Annotated in this window: 15 protein-coding genes and 5 pseudogenes; 10 read left to right on the forward strand and 10 right to left on the reverse strand. The window is 60.0% G+C overall.

Translation table 11 applies throughout. The features are described 5' to 3' along the window. Positions 1-237 precede the first annotated feature (237 nt). The 4 genes from U6958_RS16115 to U6958_RS16130 all read right to left on the reverse strand — a co-directional run bounded on the left by U6958_RS16115 (position 238) and on the right by U6958_RS16130 (position 4,312). Positions 238-621 (reverse strand): hypothetical protein, encoded by a 384-nt coding sequence (locus U6958_RS16115; protein ID WP_074921266.1) that lies wholly within the window; start codon positions 619-621, stop codon positions 238-240. Positions 622-705: 84 nt separating this feature from the next. Further along, entirely contained in the window at positions 706-2,433 is a 1,728-nt protein-coding gene (gene araD / locus U6958_RS16120) for an L-arabinonate dehydratase (RefSeq protein WP_074921265.1), read from the reverse strand. A gap of 14 nt (positions 2,434-2,447) precedes the next feature. Beyond that, the gene (locus U6958_RS16125; RefSeq protein ID WP_074921264.1) at positions 2,448-3,287 is read right to left on the reverse strand and encodes an HpcH/HpaI aldolase/citrate lyase family protein; all 840 of its coding nucleotides are present in this window, start codon (positions 3,285-3,287) and stop codon (positions 2,448-2,450) included. 20 nt (positions 3,288-3,307) lie between these two features. Next, positions 3,308-4,312 (reverse strand): tripartite tricarboxylate transporter substrate binding protein, encoded by a 1,005-nt coding sequence (locus U6958_RS16130; RefSeq protein WP_074921263.1) that lies wholly within the window; start codon positions 4,310-4,312, stop codon positions 3,308-3,310. Positions 4,313-4,481: 169 nt separating this feature from the next. Between U6958_RS16130 and U6958_RS16135 the strand changes: the two genes are divergently transcribed. Both U6958_RS16135 and U6958_RS16140 read left to right on the forward strand, forming a co-directional pair. Then, positions 4,482-5,516, forward strand: coding sequence for a LacI family DNA-binding transcriptional regulator (locus tag U6958_RS16135; protein WP_074921262.1), 1,035 nt, complete (start codon positions 4,482-4,484; stop codon positions 5,514-5,516). Between the two features lie 316 nt (positions 5,517-5,832). Next, positions 5,833-7,226, forward strand: a pseudogene (locus U6958_RS16140) (iron-containing redox enzyme family protein). A 41-nt stretch (positions 7,227-7,267) separates the two neighbouring features. Here the strand turns inward: U6958_RS16140 and U6958_RS16145 are convergent. Next, complete coding sequence (locus U6958_RS16145; RefSeq protein WP_074921261.1) at positions 7,268-7,759, reverse strand: hypothetical protein; 492 nt, start codon at positions 7,757-7,759, stop codon at positions 7,268-7,270. 175 nt (positions 7,760-7,934) lie between these two features. On the opposite strand from U6958_RS16145, the gene U6958_RS16150 reads away from it, so the two are divergent. Next, positions 7,935-8,743 (forward strand): IS5 family transposase gene (locus U6958_RS16150; RefSeq protein ID WP_156815040.1). Its coding sequence is split into 2 segments (ribosomal slippage): positions 7,935-8,265 and positions 8,265-8,743, totalling 810 coding nucleotides; the frame shifts between segments, so codons are not numbered across the junction. Positions 8,744-9,475: 732 nt separating this feature from the next. Here the strand turns inward: U6958_RS16150 and U6958_RS16155 are convergent. Continuing rightward, positions 9,476-10,414 carry a hypothetical protein gene (locus tag U6958_RS16155; RefSeq protein WP_074924429.1) on the reverse strand — a complete coding sequence of 313 codons (939 nt, stop codon included), beginning with the start codon at positions 10,412-10,414 and terminating at the stop codon, positions 9,476-9,478. Positions 10,415-10,863: 449 nt separating this feature from the next. Here U6958_RS16155 and U6958_RS16160 point away from each other — a divergent pair, with 449 nt between their 5' ends. The 4 genes and pseudogenes from U6958_RS16160 to U6958_RS16175 form a co-directional block, all read left to right on the forward strand. Further along, a complete protein-coding gene (locus tag U6958_RS16160) occupies positions 10,864-11,004 on the forward strand; it encodes a hypothetical protein (protein WP_156493770.1) in 141 nt (46 codons plus the stop codon). A gap of 364 nt (positions 11,005-11,368) precedes the next feature. Continuing rightward, positions 11,369-11,665, forward strand: a pseudogene (locus U6958_RS16165) (YkvA family protein); the annotation flags it as partial. Between the two features lie 288 nt (positions 11,666-11,953). After that, the gene (locus U6958_RS16170; protein ID WP_143044732.1) at positions 11,954-12,142 is read left to right on the forward strand and encodes a hypothetical protein; all 189 of its coding nucleotides are present in this window, start codon (positions 11,954-11,956) and stop codon (positions 12,140-12,142) included. Between the two features lie 207 nt (positions 12,143-12,349). Beyond that, positions 12,350-12,787, forward strand: a pseudogene (locus U6958_RS16175) (transposase); the annotation flags it as partial. A 10-nt stretch (positions 12,788-12,797) separates the two neighbouring features. On the opposite strand, the gene U6958_RS16180 reads toward U6958_RS16175, so the two are convergent. Then, a protein-coding gene (locus U6958_RS16180; protein ID WP_089577556.1) for an IS3 family transposase occupies positions 12,798-13,945 on the reverse strand; the annotation gives its coding sequence in 2 pieces (ribosomal slippage) (positions 12,798-13,684 and positions 13,684-13,945; 1,149 coding nt in all). 21 nt (positions 13,946-13,966) lie between these two features. On the opposite strand from U6958_RS16180, the pseudogene U6958_RS16185 reads away from it, so the two are divergent. Continuing rightward, positions 13,967-14,752: pseudogene (locus tag U6958_RS16185) on the forward strand (IS30 family transposase); the annotation flags it as partial. 132 nt (positions 14,753-14,884) lie between these two features. Here U6958_RS16185 and U6958_RS16190 read toward each other — a convergent pair. After that, a complete protein-coding gene (locus U6958_RS16190) occupies positions 14,885-15,946 on the reverse strand; it encodes a hypothetical protein (RefSeq protein ID WP_143044744.1) in 1,062 nt (353 codons plus the stop codon). A 169-nt stretch (positions 15,947-16,115) separates the two neighbouring features. Between U6958_RS16190 and U6958_RS16195 the strand changes: the two are divergent. After that, positions 16,116-16,267, forward strand: a pseudogene (locus U6958_RS16195) (phage integrase N-terminal SAM-like domain-containing protein); the annotation flags it as partial. Between the two features lie 98 nt (positions 16,268-16,365). Here the strand turns inward: U6958_RS16195 and U6958_RS16200 are convergent. After that, on the reverse strand, positions 16,366-17,526 hold the full coding sequence (locus U6958_RS16200; protein ID WP_016448150.1) for an IS30 family transposase: 1,161 nt from the start codon (positions 17,524-17,526) through the stop codon (positions 16,366-16,368). 83 nt (positions 17,527-17,609) lie between these two features. After that, positions 17,610-18,545, reverse strand: coding sequence for a restriction endonuclease (locus U6958_RS16205; RefSeq protein WP_074923224.1), 936 nt, complete (start codon positions 18,543-18,545; stop codon positions 17,610-17,612). A 394-nt stretch (positions 18,546-18,939) separates the two neighbouring features. Between U6958_RS16205 and U6958_RS16210 the strand changes: the two genes are divergently transcribed. Next, positions 18,940-20,271 (forward strand): alpha-xenorhabdolysin family binary toxin subunit A, encoded by a 1,332-nt coding sequence (locus U6958_RS16210; protein WP_244160527.1) that lies wholly within the window; start codon positions 18,940-18,942, stop codon positions 20,269-20,271. The last annotated feature ends 59 nt before the right edge of the window (positions 20,272-20,330 follow it).

The raw sequence follows: 20,330 nt of genomic DNA on the forward strand, positions 1-20,330 counted from the left end.
AAAATACTTCTGCACAAATGATTGTGACCAAGAAATATTCAATCGAATATGGCTATTTCATTGGCTTCTTTGGGTCAATCCTTGTTGAGAACAGAGCCACTATTCACGACAAAGACCAACGGCAATGTAGGACTGCGCCGTCAGCAAAAGCGGATACATATACAAGCCTGCCTTGCTTGCAGGCCCAGGATTCCAGTTTTTGGATGAAATCTATTGCCCGCCAGCTGAATTCATCAATTACGCATCTCGCGCCCAGATGAGGTGGAGCTCTCCATCCACAAAACCGGCGCTCACCGCTTGCGAATGGCGCAGCCGAAGGGCTCCTGCCGCTTCCGAGGCCACGTAGGAGCCAAGCAGTTTCCTGGCAGCAGCAAGTCCTTTCTCCCAATCGCTTCCCACGACTTCATGCGGCAACTCGAAGTGAGGATCGTCGGACATGAATATGTCATCGCACGCCCAGTCCGGGTCCTGCGGGTCGTAGGTCGGGCAGCCCACAATCTGGAGCTCGTGCGATGTGGGCGAGTCATACAGATTGAAGTGGAATGCTGCGATTCCTTCTGGCAGATCGCCGGACAGTGTTTCGTCGACCCATTGGGAAAATTGCTTTTCAATTGCTTTCATGGTTTCAATATTCTGATGCAATGTGGATCAAAAAATCTTTCCATCATATAGGGAAGTCTGAAAGAAAGAATTGATTTGCATGCTTCAAAAAATATCCGGCTCCGGCACAGCCCTCCCAAAGCCCGTTTCCAGAAAATCAAAATCGCATCCCTCATTGGCCTGCAGGATATGGCGGCCGAACAGCCAGCCATAGCCGCGCTCGTAGCGCGCGGGCGGGGGCGTCCATGCGGCGCGGCGGGTGGCGAGTTCTGAGTCGCTGACTTCCAGGTGGATGCGGCGGGCGGGCACGTCCACCGTGATGCGGTCGCCCGTCTTGACCAGGGCCAGCGGCCCGCCCACGGCGGACTCGGGCGAGCAGTGCAGCAGGCAGCCGCCGTAGCTGGTGCCGCTCATGCGGGCGTCGGACAGGCGCAGCATGTCTTTCACGCCTTGCTTGAGAAGCCTGGTGGGAATGGGCAGCATGCCCCATTCGGGCATGCCCGCGCCCTTGGGGCCGGCGTTGCGCAGCACCAGGATGTCTTCGCCGTTCACATCGAGATGGGGGTCGTCCACGGCCTGCTTGAGGCTGGGGTAGTCGTCGAATACCAGGGCGCGGCCCGTGTGGCGCAGCAGGTGCGGGGCGCAGGCGCTGGGCTTGATGACCACGCCGTCCGGCGCCAGGTTGCCGCGCAGCACGGCCAGCGCCCCTTCGGCGTAGATGGGGCTGGACAGGGCGCGGATCACGTCGTCCTGATGGACCTGGCTGCCCGCAATGTTCTCGCCCAGGGTCTTGCCGTTGACCGTCATGGCCCCGGTGTCCAGATGCGGGCGGATACGTTCCAGCAGGGCGCGCAGGCCGCCTGCATAGAAGAAGTCCTCCATCAGATAGCGGTCGCCGCTGGGCCGGATATTGGCGATCACGGGCACGCGGCGGCTGAAGGCGTCGAAGTCATCGAGGCTGACCGGATGGCCCGCGCGCCGCGACATGGCGATCAGGTGAATGATGGCGTTGGTGGAGCAGCCCATGGCCATGGCGCAGGCAATGCCGTTCTCGAAATGCGCGCGCGTGAGCATGCGGGCTGGCGTGAGGTCTTCCCACACCATCTGCACGATGCGGCGGCCGCACTCGGCGCTCATGCGGATGTGGTTGGCGTCGGCGGCCGGAATGGACGAAGCGCCGGGCAGCGCCAGGCCCACGGCCTCGGCAATGCCCATCATGGTGGCCGCCGTGCCCATGGTCATGCAGGTGCCGTGGCTGCGGGCAATGCCGGCTTCCATCTCGCGCCAGGCCTGCTCGTCCAGCCGGCCGGCGCGGCGTTCGTCCCAGAACTTGAAGGCGTCCGAGCCCGAGCCCAGCACCTGCCCCTTCCAGTTGCCGCGCAGCATGGGGCCGGCCGGCAGGTAGATGAAGGGAATGCCCATGGAGATCGCCCCCATGGTCAGCCCCGGCGTGGTCTTGTCGCAGCCGCCCATGAGCACGGCGCCGTCCACCGGGTGGCTGCGCAGCAGCTCCTCCGTCTCCATGGCCAGGAAGTTGCGATAGACCATGGTCGTGGGCTTGACCATGCTTTCCGACAGCGAGATGGCCGGCAGCTCCAGCGGAAATCCGCCCGCCTGCAGCACGCCGCGCTTGACGTCTTCCACGCGCTGCCTGAAGTGGGCATGGCACTGGTTGGCATCGCTCCAGGTGTTGACGATGGCGATCACGGGCTTGCCCATCCAGTCCTCGTAGCCATAGCCCATCTGCAGCATGCGCGAGCGGTGGCCGAAGGAGCGGAAATCATCGGGAGCAAACCAGCGTGCGCTGCGCAGGGATTCGGGGGAACGTGTCATGGTTGTGGGGCTCCTCAGTAGCTGCCGGCAGTGGATGCAGGCCCTGGCGGGTTCGCGGCCAGCGGCCCTTTCCTGAAGCGCGCCGCCGCCGCATCCAGCCCGTCGCGCAGCAAGAGCGTGTCCAGCGCCACGGCCACGAACTGCGCGCCCAGCTCCAGGCATTCGCGCGCCCGTGCCTCGTCCACCATCAGGATCCCCGGCGCCTTGCCGCAGGCGCGGATGCGGGCGATGGCCTGGTCGATGGCCCGGTTCACCACAGGGTGGCGCGCCTGGCCCGGATAGCCCAGGCTGGCCGACAGGTCGGCGGGGCCGATGAAGATGCCGTCCACGCCATCGACGGCCGCAATCGCCTCTATCTGCTCCAGCGCCTCGGCCGTCTCCACCTGCACCAGCAGGCACAGCTCATCGGCCGCACGTGCCACATAGTCGGCCGTGCGCCCGAAGTTGGCCGCGCGAGTGGAACCGCCCATGCCGCGCATGCCCTGGGGTGCATAGCGCATGGCGCGCACGGCATCCCGCGCTTGCTGCGCGTTCTGCACAAAGGGCAGCAGCAGGGACTGGGCGCCCAGGTCCAGGTAGCGCTTGATCAGCACTGCATCGTTGCAGGCGGGCCGCACCACGGCATGCACGAGCGGGGCGCCCGGTGCGGGCAGGGCGGCGGCCACGGCCTGCAGCTGGCCCAGCATCAGCGGCACGTCGGTGGGCGTGTGCTCGGTATCGAGCAGCACCCAGTCGTAGCCCGCGCCGCCGATCATCTCGCAGACAAAGGGGGAGGGAATGGTGGACCACAGGCCGATCTGCGGGCGGCCTTCGCGCAGCTCGCGCTTGAACGTATTGGCGAGCAGCATGCTCATGGGGACTCTCCTGAAGCTGTTCATTGGACCTGGATGTTTCCCTTGCGCACCACCTCGCTCCAGCGCGCCACCTCGGCGGCGATGAAGCTGGCGGCCTGGGCGGGCGTGCCCGGCGTGGGCTCGTTGCTCATGGCGGCCAGGCGGGCCACCACCTCGGAGTCGGCGAGGAGGGACTGGCAGGCCTGGTTGAGCCGCTCCACCACATCGGCCGGCATGCCCGGCGGCCCCGCCAGGCTGGTCCATGAATAGTTGACGACCTGCGGCTGGCCGGCCTCGGCCATGGTGGGCACATCGGGCAGGGCCGCCAGGCGCCGGTCGCCTGCCACGGCCAGCGCACGCAGCTTGCCCGCCTGCGCAAAGCCCACGGCCGAGGTGGCGGGCACGAACAGCAGGTCGGCCTGGCCGCCCATCACATCGGTCATGGCGGGCACATCGCCCTTGTAGGGAACGTTGTTGAAGCTCACGCCGGCCGCCTGGCGCAGCAGCTCCGTCGTCACATGGCTGGACGAGCCAATGCCCGTCAGCGCCACATTCACCGTGCCGGGGCTGGCCTGGGCCAGGGCCACCACATCGGCCACCGAAGCGACCTTCAGCCTGGGCGAGGCCAGCAGCAGCATGGGCCCGCGCCCCAGCATGGCAATGTGCGTGAAATCCCGCCGCGCGTCGTACTTCACGTTGGGATTGACCAGCTGGTTGATGGCATGCGTGCCCGGCCCGCCAATCACCAGCGTGTAGCCATCGGCCCGCGCCCGCGCCACGGCCTCGGAGGCCAGCGAGCCATTCACGCCGGGCCGGTTCTCCACCACCACGGGCTGGCCCAGGCGCTGCGACAGGCGCTCTCCCACCAGCCGGCCCACCACATCGGTCTGGCCACCGGGAGGGAAGGGAATCACCAGCGTGATCGGCCTGATGGGCCAGGCAGCCTGTGCCTGGGCGTGGGCCGCGGCCAGCATCGAGGCCGGAGCCAGGGCCGCAGCCAGCAGGCGCGCCATGGCGCTGCGGCGGTTGGAGAACGAAGGGCACATGGTGGTCTCCTCTTGAATGATTGCGCAATCATTTCAAGCAAAGGCAGCGCTCTCCATTCGGACGTACGAGGGGAAACAATCAGACCGTGCTGATGGACATCATCGTTAACATGACCACGCAATCATCCTCAAGCCGCCTCTCCATCGCCATTCCAGGCAAAGGCCTCGCATGACCCTCCGCACCCTGCGCAACGCCAATGCGCCCACGCTCAAGGACCTGGCCCGCATTGCCGGCGTGTCGCCCATCACCGCCTCGCGCGCGCTGCACCGGCCTGAACTGGTGGCCGAGGCCACACGGCTGCGCGTGGCGCAGGCCGTGGAGCAATCGGGCTACGTGCCCAACTCCCTGGCGGGCGGGCTGACCTCGCGCCAGACGCGGCTGGTGGCGGCCATCGTGCCTTCGGTGGGGCACTCGCTGTTTTCCGACATGCTCGATGCGCTCATCCACACCCTGGCCGCGCAGCGCTATGAAACCACGTTGGGCATCTCCAGCTATGACCCGGAGCATGAGGAAACCTGGCTGGCCGCCATGCTCAGCCGCCGCCCGGACGGCATCGTGCTCACCGGCACCGAGCACACGGCCCGCACGCGGCGCCTGCTGGTCAATGCCGACGTGCCCGTGGTCGAACTCTGGGACTACCAGCCCCATCCGCTGGACATGGTGGTCGGCTTCTCGCAGGAAGACGCGGGCCGTGCCGCCTTCCGCCACCTGGCCGCCTGCGGCTACCGGCGCCCGGCCATCCTGCGCGCCGACGACAGCCGCGCCGCCCGCCGCGCCCTGGGCTTCACCCGCGCCGCCGCGGAAGCCGGTGCCCCGGTTCCTGCGCAAATCGTCTTCTCGGAAGCCATCCCCCAATCCGGCCGTGGCCGCGATGCCCTGAACGCCCTGCGCGCCCAGGCACCGGAGGCCGATGCCGTCTTCTGCAGCTCCGATGCGCTGGCGCAAGGCGTTCTCTCCCACGCCCACGCACTGGGCCTGCGCATGCCCGAGGAATTCGGCGTGCTGGGCTTTGGCGACCAGGCCCTGGCGCTGGACGCCTGGCCCGCCCTGTCCACCGTGCGCGTGGACGGCGCCGCCATCGGCCGCCTGGGCGCAGAGGTACTGATTGCGCGCATGGCCGGTGGCGTGGCGGCGGCAGCGCAGGATATGGGGTTTGAGGTGGTGGGGAGGGGGAGTACACGTGGGCACCAAGATGCGCGCTGAGCGCCAGCGTGAGGCGATGGCCGGGCAGCGGCAGGAAGACCGGCTTTATCTCAGTATCAGCAAGGCGCCGCGCTTATCCATAACCGGGCCCAGCGCAGGGCCAACAGGCCGGCGCCCAGTACCAGCCAATGCTCGCCGGCAAGGCCGGGCCGGTTCCTGTTCCGCTGCCATGAGCGCGGGCGCCAGGGCGACGGCGGTCCGGCCCGGGCGCCTGCGCCAAGGGTAGGCGTATTACGACGCACAGGAAGGCGTTGGCCCGATGGCTGTACCGAGGGCCACACCGCATCCTGAAGGCGTTACGGACCAAAGCCCCACCATGAACACAGAACTGCTGGACCCCCCACGTACCGAACCGGCCGCCGGCGCAGGCACGTTTGAGCCTTCTTTCCTGCATATGCCGCTCTACGAGCGCCTGGCCAACCATCTGCCCACCGAACAGGAGCGCGAGGCTGCTGCGGACTTCCTGCACGGCGTGATCGCCGAGACCTCTGCCGATGCCGATGGCCTGCCGGACAACCCGGAGCACCTGACCGACTGGATGCGTGCCAATGTCGAAAAAGTGCACGCCCAGTACCAGGCCTACCTGGCAGAGCGCAAGGCGGGTGCGGCACGCCGCTACTTCGGCAACCGCGCCCATGCGCTGTACTTCCTGCGCAATGTGGCCCCTACCAAGTTGGTGGACGGTTCCTGGCTTTACGGCCTGTGCGCGCATGCGGGCAACTCACGCATGTCGGACCTGGTCACCACCTATGTGGAAGAACTGGGCGACGGCATGGCCTTGACCCCGTGGAGGACCTGCCCGACGACCTGTACCGCCAGGGGCTGGTACAGCTGGCGCTGGGCTGGAATGCGCAGCAGTTCCTGCCCGAGATCGTGGGATTCAACCTGGGCTATGAGCAATTGCCGCTGCACCTGCTCATCACCGCCTACGAACTCAATGAACTGGGAATAGATCCCTACTACTTCACGCTGCATGTCACTGTGGACAACGCCGACACCGGCCATGCCCGGCGCGCCTGCATTGCCGCCTGGGAAAACGCGCCGCGCATTGACGATGGCGGCGAATACTGGCGCCGCGTACGCGCAGGTGCCCGGCTGGCAGACACGGGCACCAGCACGCTGGACGTGATCAGGTCGTTCGATATCGAAGCTGAGGTGGTGCGCATCCTGGCGCGCAAATCGCCCTCCGGGCATGGCGCGCACTCGGACTTCTGCAAGGTGGCCGGCCGCAGCGTCAATGACTGGCTGTCCCGTCCGCAGGACATGCCTGCCTTCCTGGCCGCGCTGGAGCAGGCACGCTGGATACAACGCAACCGGCCTGCTGAGGAAAGCCGCTTCTGGCAGCTGCTGCAGGGCGAGCGGGCAGAGATGTTTGGTGTTTTCTCTCCCTATGAGCTGCAAGTCATTCATGACTGGCTGCGTGGGCCGGCCAGTGCGGATGGCGCCTCCTTCGAATCCGTGGCCGAGCCCGGCAAACCGGCGCGGCGCATGAGCTTTCGCGTGGCCGAGCGCCTGCGCACATCCCGTGGCGCGCGACCGGACCCGGGTCGCAGCGCGCAGGAACTGGACACCGATCTGATGCTCTTCGAGCAGCGCTACCCCACGCTAGATCCAGCGGCCCAGCATGAGTTGCTGGTACAGGCCATGTCACCGGGCCTGCACTGGACGCCCCTGGGCCTGCGCGCCACCCGCCTGTTCCTGGGCCGGTAGGCCATTCGACCCTCTTTACCTACCCGGGAAAAATCATCTGGTCATTGGGCAAGATGGGCTTGCTCTTTGACCCATTCCCGGCTTTTGCCTCGCACGCACCAGGCGGGATTCTTTACCCAGTCTGTGAAATAAATGGTGGGGTGGTCTTCCAGAATATTGCAGCGTGTATAGCCCAGTTTTGGCATGGCATAGTATTGAAAAGGCGTAATTGCAAAAATACAGAAAAACATAATAAAAACTCCAACGGCTATGGCGGATAAAAAAATACGCGTTGGGATTTTTATAGCGTCTTCTGTACAGGGGACTGATTTTTGTATTGCAATGATAATTCCTGTGATTGAAATTATTGGCACACACAACGCAATTGGATCAAATGGTGTGATTCTTACAGATGGGGCGAGTTTATTTAAAACATCTACGGTTTCATATAGAGAATAGAAAATACTCCAAATTGACATTGCTAGAAGCAGAAGAAAAAGTGGAATACTCCATATTAGTGATTTTCTGATTTCGGTTAAATTTCTTTTGTCCATTTAAAGACTCATAAATTTTGCGACTGATCAGGCATGGTCGGTTATTAGGAAATAATGTTTTTATTTCCGGTGTTTATCGATTCTATTTAAATCTATCCCGGTAGAGGGTGCCATTAAGAGTGGCTAACACCACTTCGTCACAGACCCCCGCAGAGCAGTTATGCTCGCTGCCCTCATGGCACGACGACCTGTAAGCAAAGAACTGTGGCGACAACTACAACCCCTCATCCCTGCCTTCGTACCTTCCGCCAAAGGCGGTGCGCGCAAGCTCGCAGTCAGCGATGAAGCCGCCCTCAACGGCATCCTGTTTGTGTTGCAAACAGGCATTCCGTGGGAAGACCTTCCCCAATCCCTTGGGTACGGCAGCGGCATGACTTGCTGGCGCCGCCTGCGCGACTGGAACGCTGCTGGTGTCTGGGAGCAGCTGCACCAGGCCATGTTGACTCGCTTGCGTGAACATGACCAGATTGATTGGAGCCGGGCTAGCATTGATGGCTCCTCGGTACCAAGCCCCCGGGGGGCCAGGAAACGGGCCCCAACCCCACGGACAGAGGCAAGCTCGGCTCCAAGCGGCACATCGTCGTAGATGCCAGAGGCATCCCGCTGGTGATCTTGGTCAGCGGCGCGAACCGGCACGACTCCAAGATGTTCGAGAGGTGCGTGGACGCGATTCCTGCGATTGCAGGCTTGGGAGGGCGCCCCCGCAAAAGACCATCGAAGTTGCACGCCGACAAGGGCTATGACTACAAGCGTTGCCGTGCGCACTTGAGACAACGGGGCATCGCCAGCCGCATTGCCAGGCGAGGCGTTGAGAGTAGCGAGCGACTGGGCAAGCATCGCTGGGTGGTGGAGCGGACCCATGGATGGTTTGCAGGCTTTGGCAAGTTGCGAATCCGCTTTGAAAGACGACTGGATATCCACGAAGCGCTGCTAAAACTGGCAGCGGCGATCATCTGTGCACGCTTCGTGGATCGGTGGTGTTAGCCACTCTAAGGCCATGGCTGGGCGTTTCGGGTCCAGTACCTGCTTCATGCGACCGTTATTCGCTGCCGCCACCGCTGCTAAAGACTGGGCCTAGTGTTTGCGCGGAAGCCTAGTGATTTCTGGGGAGCCAGCGAGGAGTTGTTCTGACACACATGCAACCACACTACGCGGATAGGTCAGAAAGATGTAGGCCTTGTGATCTGCACTTTTTTTTATGGATTTAGCTCGGGGCTACCGCCTAGACGGGCTTGCTCATTAACCCACTCCCTGCTTTTGCCGCGTACGCACCAGTCAGGGTTTTTCACCCAGTCTGAAAAATAAATATTTGGATGGCCTTCTAATATATTGCAGCGTGTATATCCTAATCTTGGCATGGCGTAATACTGAAAAGGTGTAACAACAAGAAGGCAGAAGAGCATAATTCCTCCGCCTGTGATTACAGAGATCGCAAGAATGCGCTCTGAGATTATTTGAGTGCTTGCTTTGCAGGGGATTGCTTTTTGTATCACTGATACAAGTATCGTAAATCCCATTATCGGGAAATATACCCCGACCAAATCACCAGGTGTGATTCTTACCGAGGGGGCTGAATTTTTTAGATCGGCGATTGTTTTTAGAAATGAATTTTCTGTATTCCAAATTGAAAAAATAAAACAAATAGAATTGATGGAATCCCATATATTAATGATTTTCTAATCTCGGTTAAGTTGTTTGTTTTCATTTTGATATCCGTCAATTTTTCCTGTTGATAGGAAGTAGCAAGATATTATTTGGTTCCGATGATGCATAATTGTATTTTATTCTTTCACTTTGAATATTTAATTTTTTCTCAGTCACAGCATTGGGATTGATGCGATATATTCCATGGGGAGTACTGTCTGTTTGCATTTTTAATGCGAAAATCACATTCTTCTTTATATCCCAAATCTCGTCAATTTTATTCAAAGCTATCCCAGACAAGAACACTGCGACAGCCATTGTGACTAACGGCAAGATGGCAAGAGTTGCTGCACCTACGCCCACCACTAATCCTGCTCCAAGGCCAACCATCGTCGCCAACCCCGCCTTGACCGCCTCCACTCCAATCCCTCCCACCAGGTCATGCATGGTTTTCTCGTCGTTGAAGATGAAGTCCAATGTCTCCACGCCGATGCCAACGACCAAGCTCAAGATGAAGCCCCCTCTGGCCACGCCCTGAAGGCCGCGCATGCCCAGGCCCATCTGGACCATGCGGGGATTGGTGGTAAGAGAGCGCGTGCCCTGCAGCAGATTGCCGCGAAACCCGGCTCGGCCCGTGATGATGATATAGGTGCCTTTGGGCGTTGCCTTGACATAGGTGCGCGCACCGGCAAGGCGCAATGCAATCAGCGTTCTGGTGAACAGGTACGCGTCATTGGCCAGCATGGAGGCGGGGATGGTCCAGGGTTTGCCGGCATTGGGGCTGGCCGTCTGCGTCCAATACTTGCCCAGGGCGCTTTGGGCCAGGATGGCGCGCAGGCTGGCCGCCAGGCGCGGGTCATTGCGCGACCTGTCTTGCAGGACGCCTAGGAACTCTTGCGGCGTGAGTACCACCACGTCCACCTGCTGGCTGTCCATGGCGCGGGTGATCTGCCTGTTGAAGGCCTTTTCATAGCTGATATACGGGCGGGTGAGATCGGTGGATGTTGCCATGGCCTGCAAGCGAATGGTTAATGGAATGAATAAGGGAATGGTGGATTGCCAAATGCCAGAAAAATCACGAACGCAAGCCTACCCTCAGTCCTGTGAGAAATCAGGTCCGATCAAGGTGTGAGAGTGGGAATTTCGCGTTCGCAATCATTCCCAAGGCCAATGTCAATCAATGGCCTGGGAATTCCGTTGTGGGAGTCCGGCTATTTGATTTCTTGGGTATCTGAAAGTCAAGCAGAAAGGCTGGTGACTGATTATTTTCAGATTATTCCTAGATGCATATACGAGATGCATGTCTTGAGTGCAGTTGATATGGATTTGGAATGGGGAAGAGGGCGGTGACAAGGCTTTGCCAGTCAGTGCAGCCATGTGCCCTGGTGGGCCCAGGCCAGCCGACACCACCGTGCTGCGGGCCTTTGCGGCCACAGGCACGGGGCCGTGGCGATACGGACATGAAGACCCGATACAAGGACACCGCGCGCAGCGGGCTGGCGTTCCATATCATCGAGTGCTGCGCGGGCCTGGCGGCGCAGCCCCAACGGCAACAGCCGGCCGCCATCATCCAGCCCGGTCACAACCTCGTATATCCATGACAGCCGGTGAAAGATTGAAGGCCTGGGCACGACGCATCAAGCGCGATGGCGTCACCCTGTGGTTTGCTTGCAAGAGCCCCCAGACGCCCTGGTACGGTAGGGCCTGCTCACACTAATGTGGGGTCGCGAAGCTGCCTGCCAGCCCGCCAATCAAGGCGCGCGACGCCGTGCGTGTGCCCACACGCACAAGGAGCGCAACGCCGAGTGGCGGGCTGGCAGGCAGCTTCCCTTCGGGTTGCCCGGCTGCGGGGCCGTCTGCGGCGTTGCACGCGCTTGCAAGGCACGGGCCTTGCTGCGCACGTGCGCCTTGCATACGGCCCCGCAGCCGGGCAACGCGATCCCCAGATTAGTGTGAACAGGCCCTAAGACCCTGGGCGCCTTTGTGGTCGCCTACGCCCTGAGCCCCATCGACCTGATCCCCGATTTCATCCCCGTGCTGGGCTATGTGGATGACGTCCTGCTGCTGCCCGCGCTGATCTGGCTCACCGTGCGGCTGCTTCCCCCTGCCGTGCTGGCCGACAGCCGCCAGCAGGCCGAGGCCTGGATGCAGGCCAAGGGCCGCAAGCCCCGAAGCCGTGCCGGAGTCGCCCTGGTGGTGGGCGTCTGGCTATGCGTTTGCGTGGGGGCCTTCCTTGTGTTCCGAGGGCGCTGGAGTCTTTGAGCGCGGAGCCTTGTCGGGCTGAGCGGCGGCGGCGGGCGGGCAACACAAGGATGCGGGAGCTGCGCCTGAGCGCTGTATCATCTCGTCCAGGTGCTGAACACACCTTCACAGGCGGTCCCGCCACACTCCCGAAAGCAGTTGGACGTACTCACAGGAGGCCTTATGGCTGCTTTCCTTGCGGGCGTATCAATGCCCGAACCCTCTCCCAATCCTTTGCGTGGTACCGTGCTTCGAGCACATGGGCATTCCTTTGCGTCAGCCGCCAAGCGTGCTCATTGAGGAGTTGCCATGCTGTACTTTCAACTTTCTGAGCCCGAGTACAACAGCCTGCGGCGCGTGCAGGATCAGTTGGGGCTGATTTCCAGTTTGATTATTGGTGCTTATCCGGGGCATGCCTTGGAGCCGGTGACTCCTGGGCAATTGCTGGCGTTTATTCAGGCGCAGGAAGAGGCGCTTGAGGGGGTGATGGGGGATTGAGTGCGCGCGGGGTAGTGCGGGGGACGGATTGACTGGGGTGCTGCACTGGAAGGTCACGCATGATATGCGTGGTCTTTCTAGGTGGTTTGGGGCTGCTAACGGGGTTTGGAGCAGGTGGACAGTCAGTCTCTTGAGGACTGCTCTCGGCTGTGAATTCAACCGGTCGATGCAACACAATGACTGCACCTGGCGCAAGGAGTGCTGGCCATGAAGCAACGACCTCGGATCTACTACACCGAAGCACAGAAGGCGATGATGTGGGATCGCTGGAGCAAGGGCGATACCCTGCACCAGATCGGCAAGCTGTTCGATCGGCCACATACCTCCATTCAGAACATCCTGGCCGCAACCGGCGGAATCCGCCCGCCAGCGCGCCATCGATCACGATTGGCACTGACTCTCGCTGAGCGCGAGGAGATCTCGCGGGCATTGGCTGCGGGCGAATCCATCCACTGCGTTGCCGCGCGCTTGGGGCGAGCTGCATCCACTGTCAGCCGTGAGCTTCACCGCAACGGTGGCAAGAGTTGCTACAGGGCTGCGCGCGCCGATGAAGCAGCCTGGGAGCGTGCGCACCGCCCCAAGCCTTGCAAGCTGGCGAGCAATCCAGCCCTGGCGCAGATCGTGGTGGGCTGCTGCCGGTCTCGTTGACACCGACCTAAGCTTCTTGAGCTTGCTCGAACTGTACGGGACTGAGATATCCGAGCGTCGAATGCCGACGCGTCGGGTTGTAGAAGCACTCGATGTAATCGAACACATCTGAGCGGGCCTGGCCTCGTGTCCTGTACACCTTACGGGCCGTGCGCTCGGTCTTCAGAGAACTGAAGAAGCTCTCCATGGCCGAGTTGTCCCAGACCTCGCCAGCCCGACTCATGCTGCAAGTGATGCCCTGTTCGTCCAGCAGCCTCTGGAAGTGCTCGCTTGTGTATTGGCTACCCTGGTCCGAGTGGTGCAGCAGTGCCACTGGCCTGCCCCGGCGCCACACAGCCATCATCAGCGCGTCCACCACGAGCTGCGAGGTCATGCTCTCCTGCATCGACCAGCCCACGATTCGACGGGAGTACAGGTCCAGTACCGCAGCTACGTAAAGCCAGCCTTCTGCCGTCCAGATATAGGTGAAGTCGGCCACCCATTTCTGGTTCGGACCATCTGCCTGGAACTGACGGTCCAGCACGTTGTCAGCCACAGCACCACGCGCGCCACGGTCCTTGGGTAGTCCACGCCTTCGCGGTCTCGCACGCAGCGCCTGCTCCCGCATGAGCCGCTCAATACGATGCAGCCCACAGGTCTGGCCTTGCTCCAGCACGTCGTGCCACACACGGCGTGCGCCGTAGGTGCGGTCGCTGCGTACAAAGCTCTGATGCACTTGCGCACCCAGCACCTCGTCGCTGAGGCTACGCCGGCTCCTGGGTCGTGTGAGCCAGGCGTAGAAGCCGCCTCGCGAGACACCGAGCGCCTCGCACATCAGATTGACCGGCCAGGCCCCTCGGTGTTTCGCCACGAAGCCGAACTTCACATCGACTCCTTCGCGAAGTAGGCCGCGGCTTTTTTCAATATGTCGCGCTCCATCTTGAGCTTGGCCACTTCCTTGTGCAGCCGTGCTATCTCAGCATCCTGCGCCTTTTGTTTGCCGTTGCCAGGGAACGCCTCCTGAGGCTCCTGCCTCAGCTCACGCACCCACTTGCGCAGCACGTTCTCGTGAACGTCCAAGTCTTTGGCTGCCTGGGCCACAGACACGCCACGCTCAACGACCAGTTTGACCGCCTCGAGTTTGAACTCGCGACTGAATGTCCTTCTTCTCTCCATTAACCACCTCCGGTTTCATCTGCCACCTTAACAAGGTGTCATCGAAACCGGCAGCAGCCCATGGCTGGCAAACTGCAGCATCGATGGTCGCCTGAGCAGATCGCCGGTTGGCTCAAACGGACCTACCCAGAGCAAAGGAGCATGCAGGTGTCCCACGAAGCCATCTATCGCACGCTCTTTGTCCAGACGCGGGGCGCTTTGAAGAAGGAGCTTCTGGAGCATTTGCGGCGCACCAGAGGCATGCGTCGTTCACGGCACTACACGCAAAAGACCAGTATCCATGGCCGAATCGTCGGTGCCGTCCCCATCAGCGAACGTCCGGCCTGTATAGAAGATCGGGCCGTGCCAGGGCATTGGGAAGGAGACTTGCTGTTCGGCGATGCTCATAGCCAGATCGCGACCTTGGTGGAGCGACACACGCGCTATGTGATGCTGGTCAAGCTGGTGGACAAAGACTCGTACACCGTGGCTGCGGCCCTAGCCAGACATGCCAGGAGCCTGCCGCATGAGCTCTACCGCTCCTTGACCTGGGATCGCGGCTCGGAAATGGCGGGGCACAAGCGCTTCACGTTGGCGACCGACATCCAGGTCTACTTCTGCGACCCGCACCATCCATGGCAACGGGGCACCAACGAGAACACGAACGGGTTACTCAGGCAGTACCTTCCCAAAGGCCTGGATCTGTCGGGCTACTCACAGGAGAGCTTGGATGCGATTGCAAGGCAGTTGAACCAGCGTCCCAGGAAGACGCTGGGGTTCAGAACACCTGCTGAAATGTTTGATGAGTGTGTTGCGTTGACCGGTTGAATCCACCGCCAGGAGCAGACGGTGGCTGCGAGAAAAAGCGGACGCTCAACGCCCAGGTTAATCGGCAAAAATGCGGAGCATTTTTGTCCGCGTTGAACCGCCAGTTAGGCTGGCGGTGGATGAAGTGGCGGGCTAAGTTCGTGCCCACTCATATTCCACAACATCTGTCAGAAGGTCTTGATGCTGCTGCTTTAGAGTAAGTAGCTTTTCATAGAATTTATCTTCGCGAATTGATGGGAACATGTATTCGGGTGATTTTTTGAAGGTTTTTGGCATCTCGAACTCATGGTGCAGTCTGATTATGCAGTCAATGTCCGTTATGGCAATGTTTCGCTCATACTCACCAATTAGAGGGAGGCCACAGTCCTGTCTAATTATTCTGGTTGGAGGATAGGTCTTAAAAAGGTCGAATTCCTTAATGTAGTATTGACTCCTTTTCACTGGGGGATCTCTGAAGCGAAAGCAATATATTATCCCACTGTGTTCGCCGTGCTTAACCCTCTCGTAATACGCTTTCCCAGACGCACGCCACCTGAATTGGTGGGTTGCAAAAAATATGGCCGTATCTAGTTCGAATGCCAGATCAAGCCCAGAAGTTTGTGTTGCATAGTGCTGCTCAGTTCGCATGATGTCATATGCACTAATTGATGCGAAGCCGAGGTCCGGTTGGTTGGGTTCCAATTCTCCCAAAATATCCTGGAAGGATCGCTGCTCTTTAGGTTGTAATGCAAATGAGTAGAATTCGTTGGCTTGCCTATAGGCACCTGCCAAGACTGAGATCTCTAGTCCTTTAGAATCGGCACGGACCGGATTCGGTATTTTTCTTTTGAGGTGGTACTCTTTGGGTTGGCCGCGATATGTCAGGCTTCCATCGGAAATATAACTCGCTCTTCGTGTGTCTGCGAGTATTTCATGGATGTCCTCAATGGAGCGCGCCTCATAACTAATGAATGGCGGAAGGCTTGGGAATTTGTGTTGCCCTGTTATGTATTTGATGAAATCTTCAGTCTTGAAGCTGCTTGAGAACTGTTTGTTGCCGTACATTCTGTCGCTGACTGATTCCCATGTGTTTCCTGAGAATGGATCGCACCAGCTCCGCATTAGGTATCCAGAGTCAATGACATCATCAATTAAATTTGGTGATATATTTTTCGCTGTTAGTGCGGATTTGAGTTTATTGATAGCTTGTTTCATTTTTAATGGAGCGTCACATTTGAGAGCCTAACGTAATGTAGACCGCACCAAGCCGCCGGCCATATCAGGCGCTTGCGCTCTAAATTGGCACGAGAAGAACGCGGAAAGTGGTTTGTAGCCAAGCTCTTCGGTATGTATTCTATATAAAAATACAGTACTAAATTTAGCTATGAAACCCGCCGCCCCTCCTGTGTTGCGCGCCACACGTTTGCTGGATCGGTCCGTGAGCGAATTCGTTACAAACACTATAGCCTGCGCACCGAGCAGGACTATGTGCAATGGGTGCGTCTGTTCTTGAAGTGGCACGACCTGCGGCATCCATGAGACATGAGGAAACTGGAAATCGATGGCGTTCTGGCCAGCACGGCTGAATGACGGCTTTGGAGCTTCTAGTTGGATGGCGGCTCAGGGTGGTGGATTCAACCGGTCAACGCAACACACTCATCAAACATTTCAGCAGGTGTTCTGAACCCCAGCGTCTTCCTGGGACGCTGGTTCAACTGCCTTGCAATCGCATCCAAGCTCTCCTGTGAGTAGCCCGACAGATCCAGGCCTTTGGGAAGGTACTGCCTGAGTAACCCGTTCGTGTTCTCGTTGGTGCCCCGTTGCCATGGATGGTGCGGGTCGCAGAAGTAGACCTGGATGTCGGTCGCCAACGTGAAGCGCTTGTGCCCCGCCATTTCCGAGCCGCGATCCCAGGTCAAGGAGCGGTAGAGCTCATGCGGCAGGCTCCTGGCATGTCTGGCTAGGGCCGCAGCCACGGTGTACGAGTCTTTGTCCACCAGCTTGACCAGCATCACATAGCGCGTGTGTCGCTCCACCAAGGTCGCGATCTGGCTATGAGCATCGCCGAACAGCAAGTCTCCTTCCCAATGCCCTGGCACGGCCCGATCTTCTATACAGGCCGGACGTTCGCTGATGGGGACGGCACCGACGATTCGGCCATGGATACTGGTCTTTTGCGTGTAGTGCCGTGAACGACGCATGCCTCTGGTGCGCCGCAAATGCTCCAGAAGCTCCTTCTTCAAAGCGCCCCGCGTCTGGACAAAGAGCGTGCGATAGATGGCTTCGTGGGACACCTGCATGCTCCTTTGCTCTGGGTAGGTCCGTTTGAGCCAACCGGCGATCTGCTCAGGCGACCATCGATGCTGCAGTTTGCCAGCCACGATCTGCGCCAGGGCTGGATTGCTCGCCAGCTTGCAAGGCTTGGGGCGGTGCGCACGCTCCCAGGCTGCTTCATCGGCGCGCGCAGCCCTGTAGCAACTCTTGCCACCGTTGCGGTGAAGCTCACGGCTGACAGTGGATGCAGCTCGCCCCAAGCGCGCGGCAACGCAGTGGATGGATTCGCCCGCAGCCAATGCCCGCGAGATCTCCTCGCGCTCAGCGAGAGTCAGTGCCAATCGTGATCGATGGCGCGCTGGCGGGCGGATTCCGCCGGTTGCGGCCAGGATGTTCTGAATGGAGGTATGTGGCCGATCGAACAGCTTGCCGATCTGGTGCAGGGTATCGCCCTTGCTCCAGCGATCCCACATCATCGCCTTCTGTGCTTCGGTGTAGTAGATCCGAGGTCGTTGCTTCATGGCCAGCACTCCTTGCGCCAGGTGCAGTCATTGTGTTGCATCGACCGGTTGAATTCACAGTCGAAAGCAGACCATCTACAAAATCAATTCCCATCCCTAACCATCTCCCGAATCCCCCGACACCCGGCACCAAACGCCGAACACCCCCAAAACGCCTTCCCAGCCGCAGGCCCTCGCTTGGCAACCCGCTGAACCATTGCTTTCCCGCATTGAGGACAGCCGGGTATTGGGGAAGCGGCCGGTCGCACTGTGTCAAAAGCGGGTTCCGTCTTGATGGGCCCGGATACATGCACGGGGCTCGCCAAAGGGGCAGAAGTCCGGGCCTTGATGGTTGAAGCCGCTCCTGTCTGGGCCTTTGCCTCCTTGAGCAATTTCATGAGCGCGGCGCCGTCCATGAGGTAGATATTCCTCCCCGCAGCAAACGCCACAGCTTCCTGAGTGAACCGGCCAGAGGTCACCACAAAGCCGGCAGTGGCCCCATCAGCCGCCATGACGCCATAAAGCTCGCGCACCGTGGAAACGCCGACCTTGAAGGCTTTCCACTGCTTGCATTGCACCAGTGTCTTTTCGCCATTCTTCGAGAGGACCAGGTCCACGCCACCATCGGGCCCGCCGCCACCGGTTTCCTTGACGCTGAAGCCGCGCCGCCGAAATCCCTCACCCACCAGCGTTTCGAACTCCCGCCATGACATGTTCTGCAGCGCATCCGCGCTGGAGCTGGCCGACGTTGTTTCGAACAACCGGCTGCGGCGGCGCTTGCGCACGGCAGAGATGGCCGCGCCGGCCAGGCAGATGAGGGGCAGGATGTACTGGCCACCGGTAGCCAAGCCCTGCCATATGGCCGTGGTTGCCAATTGGCCGATTTGCTGCGGGCTTTGCGCTGCAGGCAGGGGACGGATGGCAATGGAGTGCAGCACCATGTAGCTGGTGAGCGCCAACGCAATGCCAGCCCACCAGGGCAGCATGGCGATCAGATCCATGAGGTCTTCTGCCGTGCTGGTCTTTCGTTTTCTTGCCACTCCCGCTCCTCCATCGTTCAAATTGCCAAACATTTTGCAACATTTATGGGTGAGGCGAATTCCTGTGCCAATGGGTGCAGTGAAATCAAGAGAAATTGACACTGGTGATGTCTTCTGGTTGGCGATGAAATTGCGCAATGCGCTATTGATTGCGTAGCAGATGGTGTATGCCTGGTCTGCGAAATTCCTTGTCTTGTCATTTGGGGCAATGGATTGATCGTGCTCATTGCCATGGGTCACGCAGGGGACAGGCTCCTTGGAGTGTGAGATGGCAAGCCGGCTGCTGTCCTTATCCCCAGTGCTGTATGAATTTGTGTCACTTGTTTGGGGGACATACAGGGCCATGGCGGCTACCTAGCATCCGGTCGACTGGAGCGCAAAAGGAGGGCGGGCGATGACTGCGGTGCGGTCATTTCTTCAACGCCGCCGCTTGTTTGCACACCGATTCGAGGCCGAATCCGGCCTTTCACCATCAGGAGCCTTCGCCATGTCCGACCCTGCAAACTCAACGAATGCCTTCACTCCGTCTGCCGATATCTACAAGGGAATTTCCGTTCTCAGTTCAGAGGACTGGATCGGGCTGACGACGTTCTTCGAGTCTGCAGTCACCGACAACCCGACCACTACGGAGCTGATGCGCGCCATGCTGGGCATGCAGAAGCAGGATGATTTCAGGCCGGAGTTTTCCGAAGCGGTGGAGCTGTTCGTCACGCTCAAGGGTGTCGGCCAGAAGTTCAAGGCCGATGTGCAGGACAAGATGCTGACGCTGGCCGACGATATCGTTCAGTACAACGATGTGGCGGCAACCACCTATGAACGGCTGATCGAGCTGGTGGACCGTTTCGATCTGGAGGGGGCGCCCACCCCATCGGCGGAGCCGGCGGTGGAAGCGAAATGGAAGGCCCTGGTCAAGGTTTGGGAAAGCGACACGCCCAGCGGGCGGTCGGAGCAGATCAAGCGCAATTTCAGCAGCGCGCTGGAGCAGTTGATTGAAGACGCCAATGCGCGCTCGGTGCGTGCCTTCGCGCTGCAGAACTCCATTCTTGACAACGGCAACGGAATACTGGTGCGCCTGAATGCCTGCAAGACCGCGTTCAACGGACAAAAGCAGAAGTTCACGACCACGCTGGGCGCCGAGGGTGCTGCCAACCAGAAGCTGAAGGCCGCCGTGGAGAAGCTGGAGAACGACTTGAAGGCCCTGCGCCGCAAGGAAAAGGATGAAGTCATCGTGCTGTCCACGTCTCCGGCCTATCTGGCCATTCCGCTATTCGGGCCGCTGATTCTGGCGGGGGTGGATATCGGTGTGGGTGCGGACCTTGCGGTCACGCGCAGGAAGATTGCCGAGAAGGTGGATGAGGTGAGAACCATCCAGGCCACGATGGCTACGAACGAGCGCTTCATCGGCTACTACAACCGAAGCAATGATCGCTTTGACAGCATCAGCAAGAGCATCGAAGACCTGGGTCCCAAGCTCAAGACGCTGGGCGAGGCATGGCGTGCGATTTCTGCCGATCTGGGCAACATACACAAGGTCTTGAGCACCACCGGCCGCAAGTCCCTGCAAGGGGAAAACTGGTTCAGCCTGACGGTGGTGCTTGGCACGGCCAAGAAGGGCTGGGCGCGTGTCGCCGGACAGGCAGACCATTTCCGCCGTTTTGGCGGCACGCCGAAGAAGGCGCAGAGCGTGGACCAACTGGTGGAGCTTGCCAGCAAGAAGGCAGCCTGAGCGATCTGCTCCGGCCTTTGTCCCACCGCTGCACAGGTGCAGTGCCTTACCTGGAACCA

This window comes from Delftia lacustris (assembly GCF_040267515.1).
Taxonomy (GTDB): domain Bacteria; phylum Pseudomonadota; class Gammaproteobacteria; order Burkholderiales; family Burkholderiaceae_C; genus Comamonas; species Comamonas tsuruhatensis.

What these genes read in the sequence shown, in the direction of transcription:
- U6958_RS16115 (WP_074921266.1), bottom strand. Translation starts at nt 621, where the DNA reads ATGAAAGCAATTGAAAAGCAATTTTCCCAATGGGTCGACGAAACACTG.
- araD (WP_074921265.1), bottom strand. Translation starts at nt 2,433, where the DNA reads ATGACACGTTCCCCCGAATCCCTGCGCAGCGCACGCTGGTTTGCTCCC.
- U6958_RS16125 (WP_074921264.1), bottom strand. Translation starts at nt 3,287, where the DNA reads ATGAGCATGCTGCTCGCCAATACGTTCAAGCGCGAGCTGCGCGAAGGC.
- U6958_RS16130 (WP_074921263.1), bottom strand. Translation starts at nt 4,312, where the DNA reads ATGTGCCCTTCGTTCTCCAACCGCCGCAGCGCCATGGCGCGCCTGCTG.
- U6958_RS16135 (WP_074921262.1), top strand. Translation starts at nt 4,482, where the DNA reads ATGACCCTCCGCACCCTGCGCAACGCCAATGCGCCCACGCTCAAGGAC.
- U6958_RS16145 (WP_074921261.1), bottom strand. Translation starts at nt 7,759, where the DNA reads ATGGACAAAAGAAATTTAACCGAAATCAGAAAATCACTAATATGGAGT.
- U6958_RS16155 (WP_074924429.1), bottom strand. Translation starts at nt 10,414, where the DNA reads ATGGCAACATCCACCGATCTCACCCGCCCGTATATCAGCTATGAAAAG.
- U6958_RS16160 (WP_156493770.1), top strand. Translation starts at nt 10,864, where the DNA reads ATGAAGACCCGATACAAGGACACCGCGCGCAGCGGGCTGGCGTTCCAT.
- U6958_RS16170 (WP_143044732.1), top strand. Translation starts at nt 11,954, where the DNA reads ATGCTGTACTTTCAACTTTCTGAGCCCGAGTACAACAGCCTGCGGCGC.
- U6958_RS16190 (WP_143044744.1), bottom strand. Translation starts at nt 15,946, where the DNA reads ATGAAACAAGCTATCAATAAACTCAAATCCGCACTAACAGCGAAAAAT.
- U6958_RS16200 (WP_016448150.1), bottom strand. Translation starts at nt 17,526, where the DNA reads ATGAAGCAACGACCTCGGATCTACTACACCGAAGCACAGAAGGCGATG.
- U6958_RS16210 (WP_244160527.1), top strand. Translation starts at nt 18,940, where the DNA reads ATGACTGCGGTGCGGTCATTTCTTCAACGCCGCCGCTTGTTTGCACAC.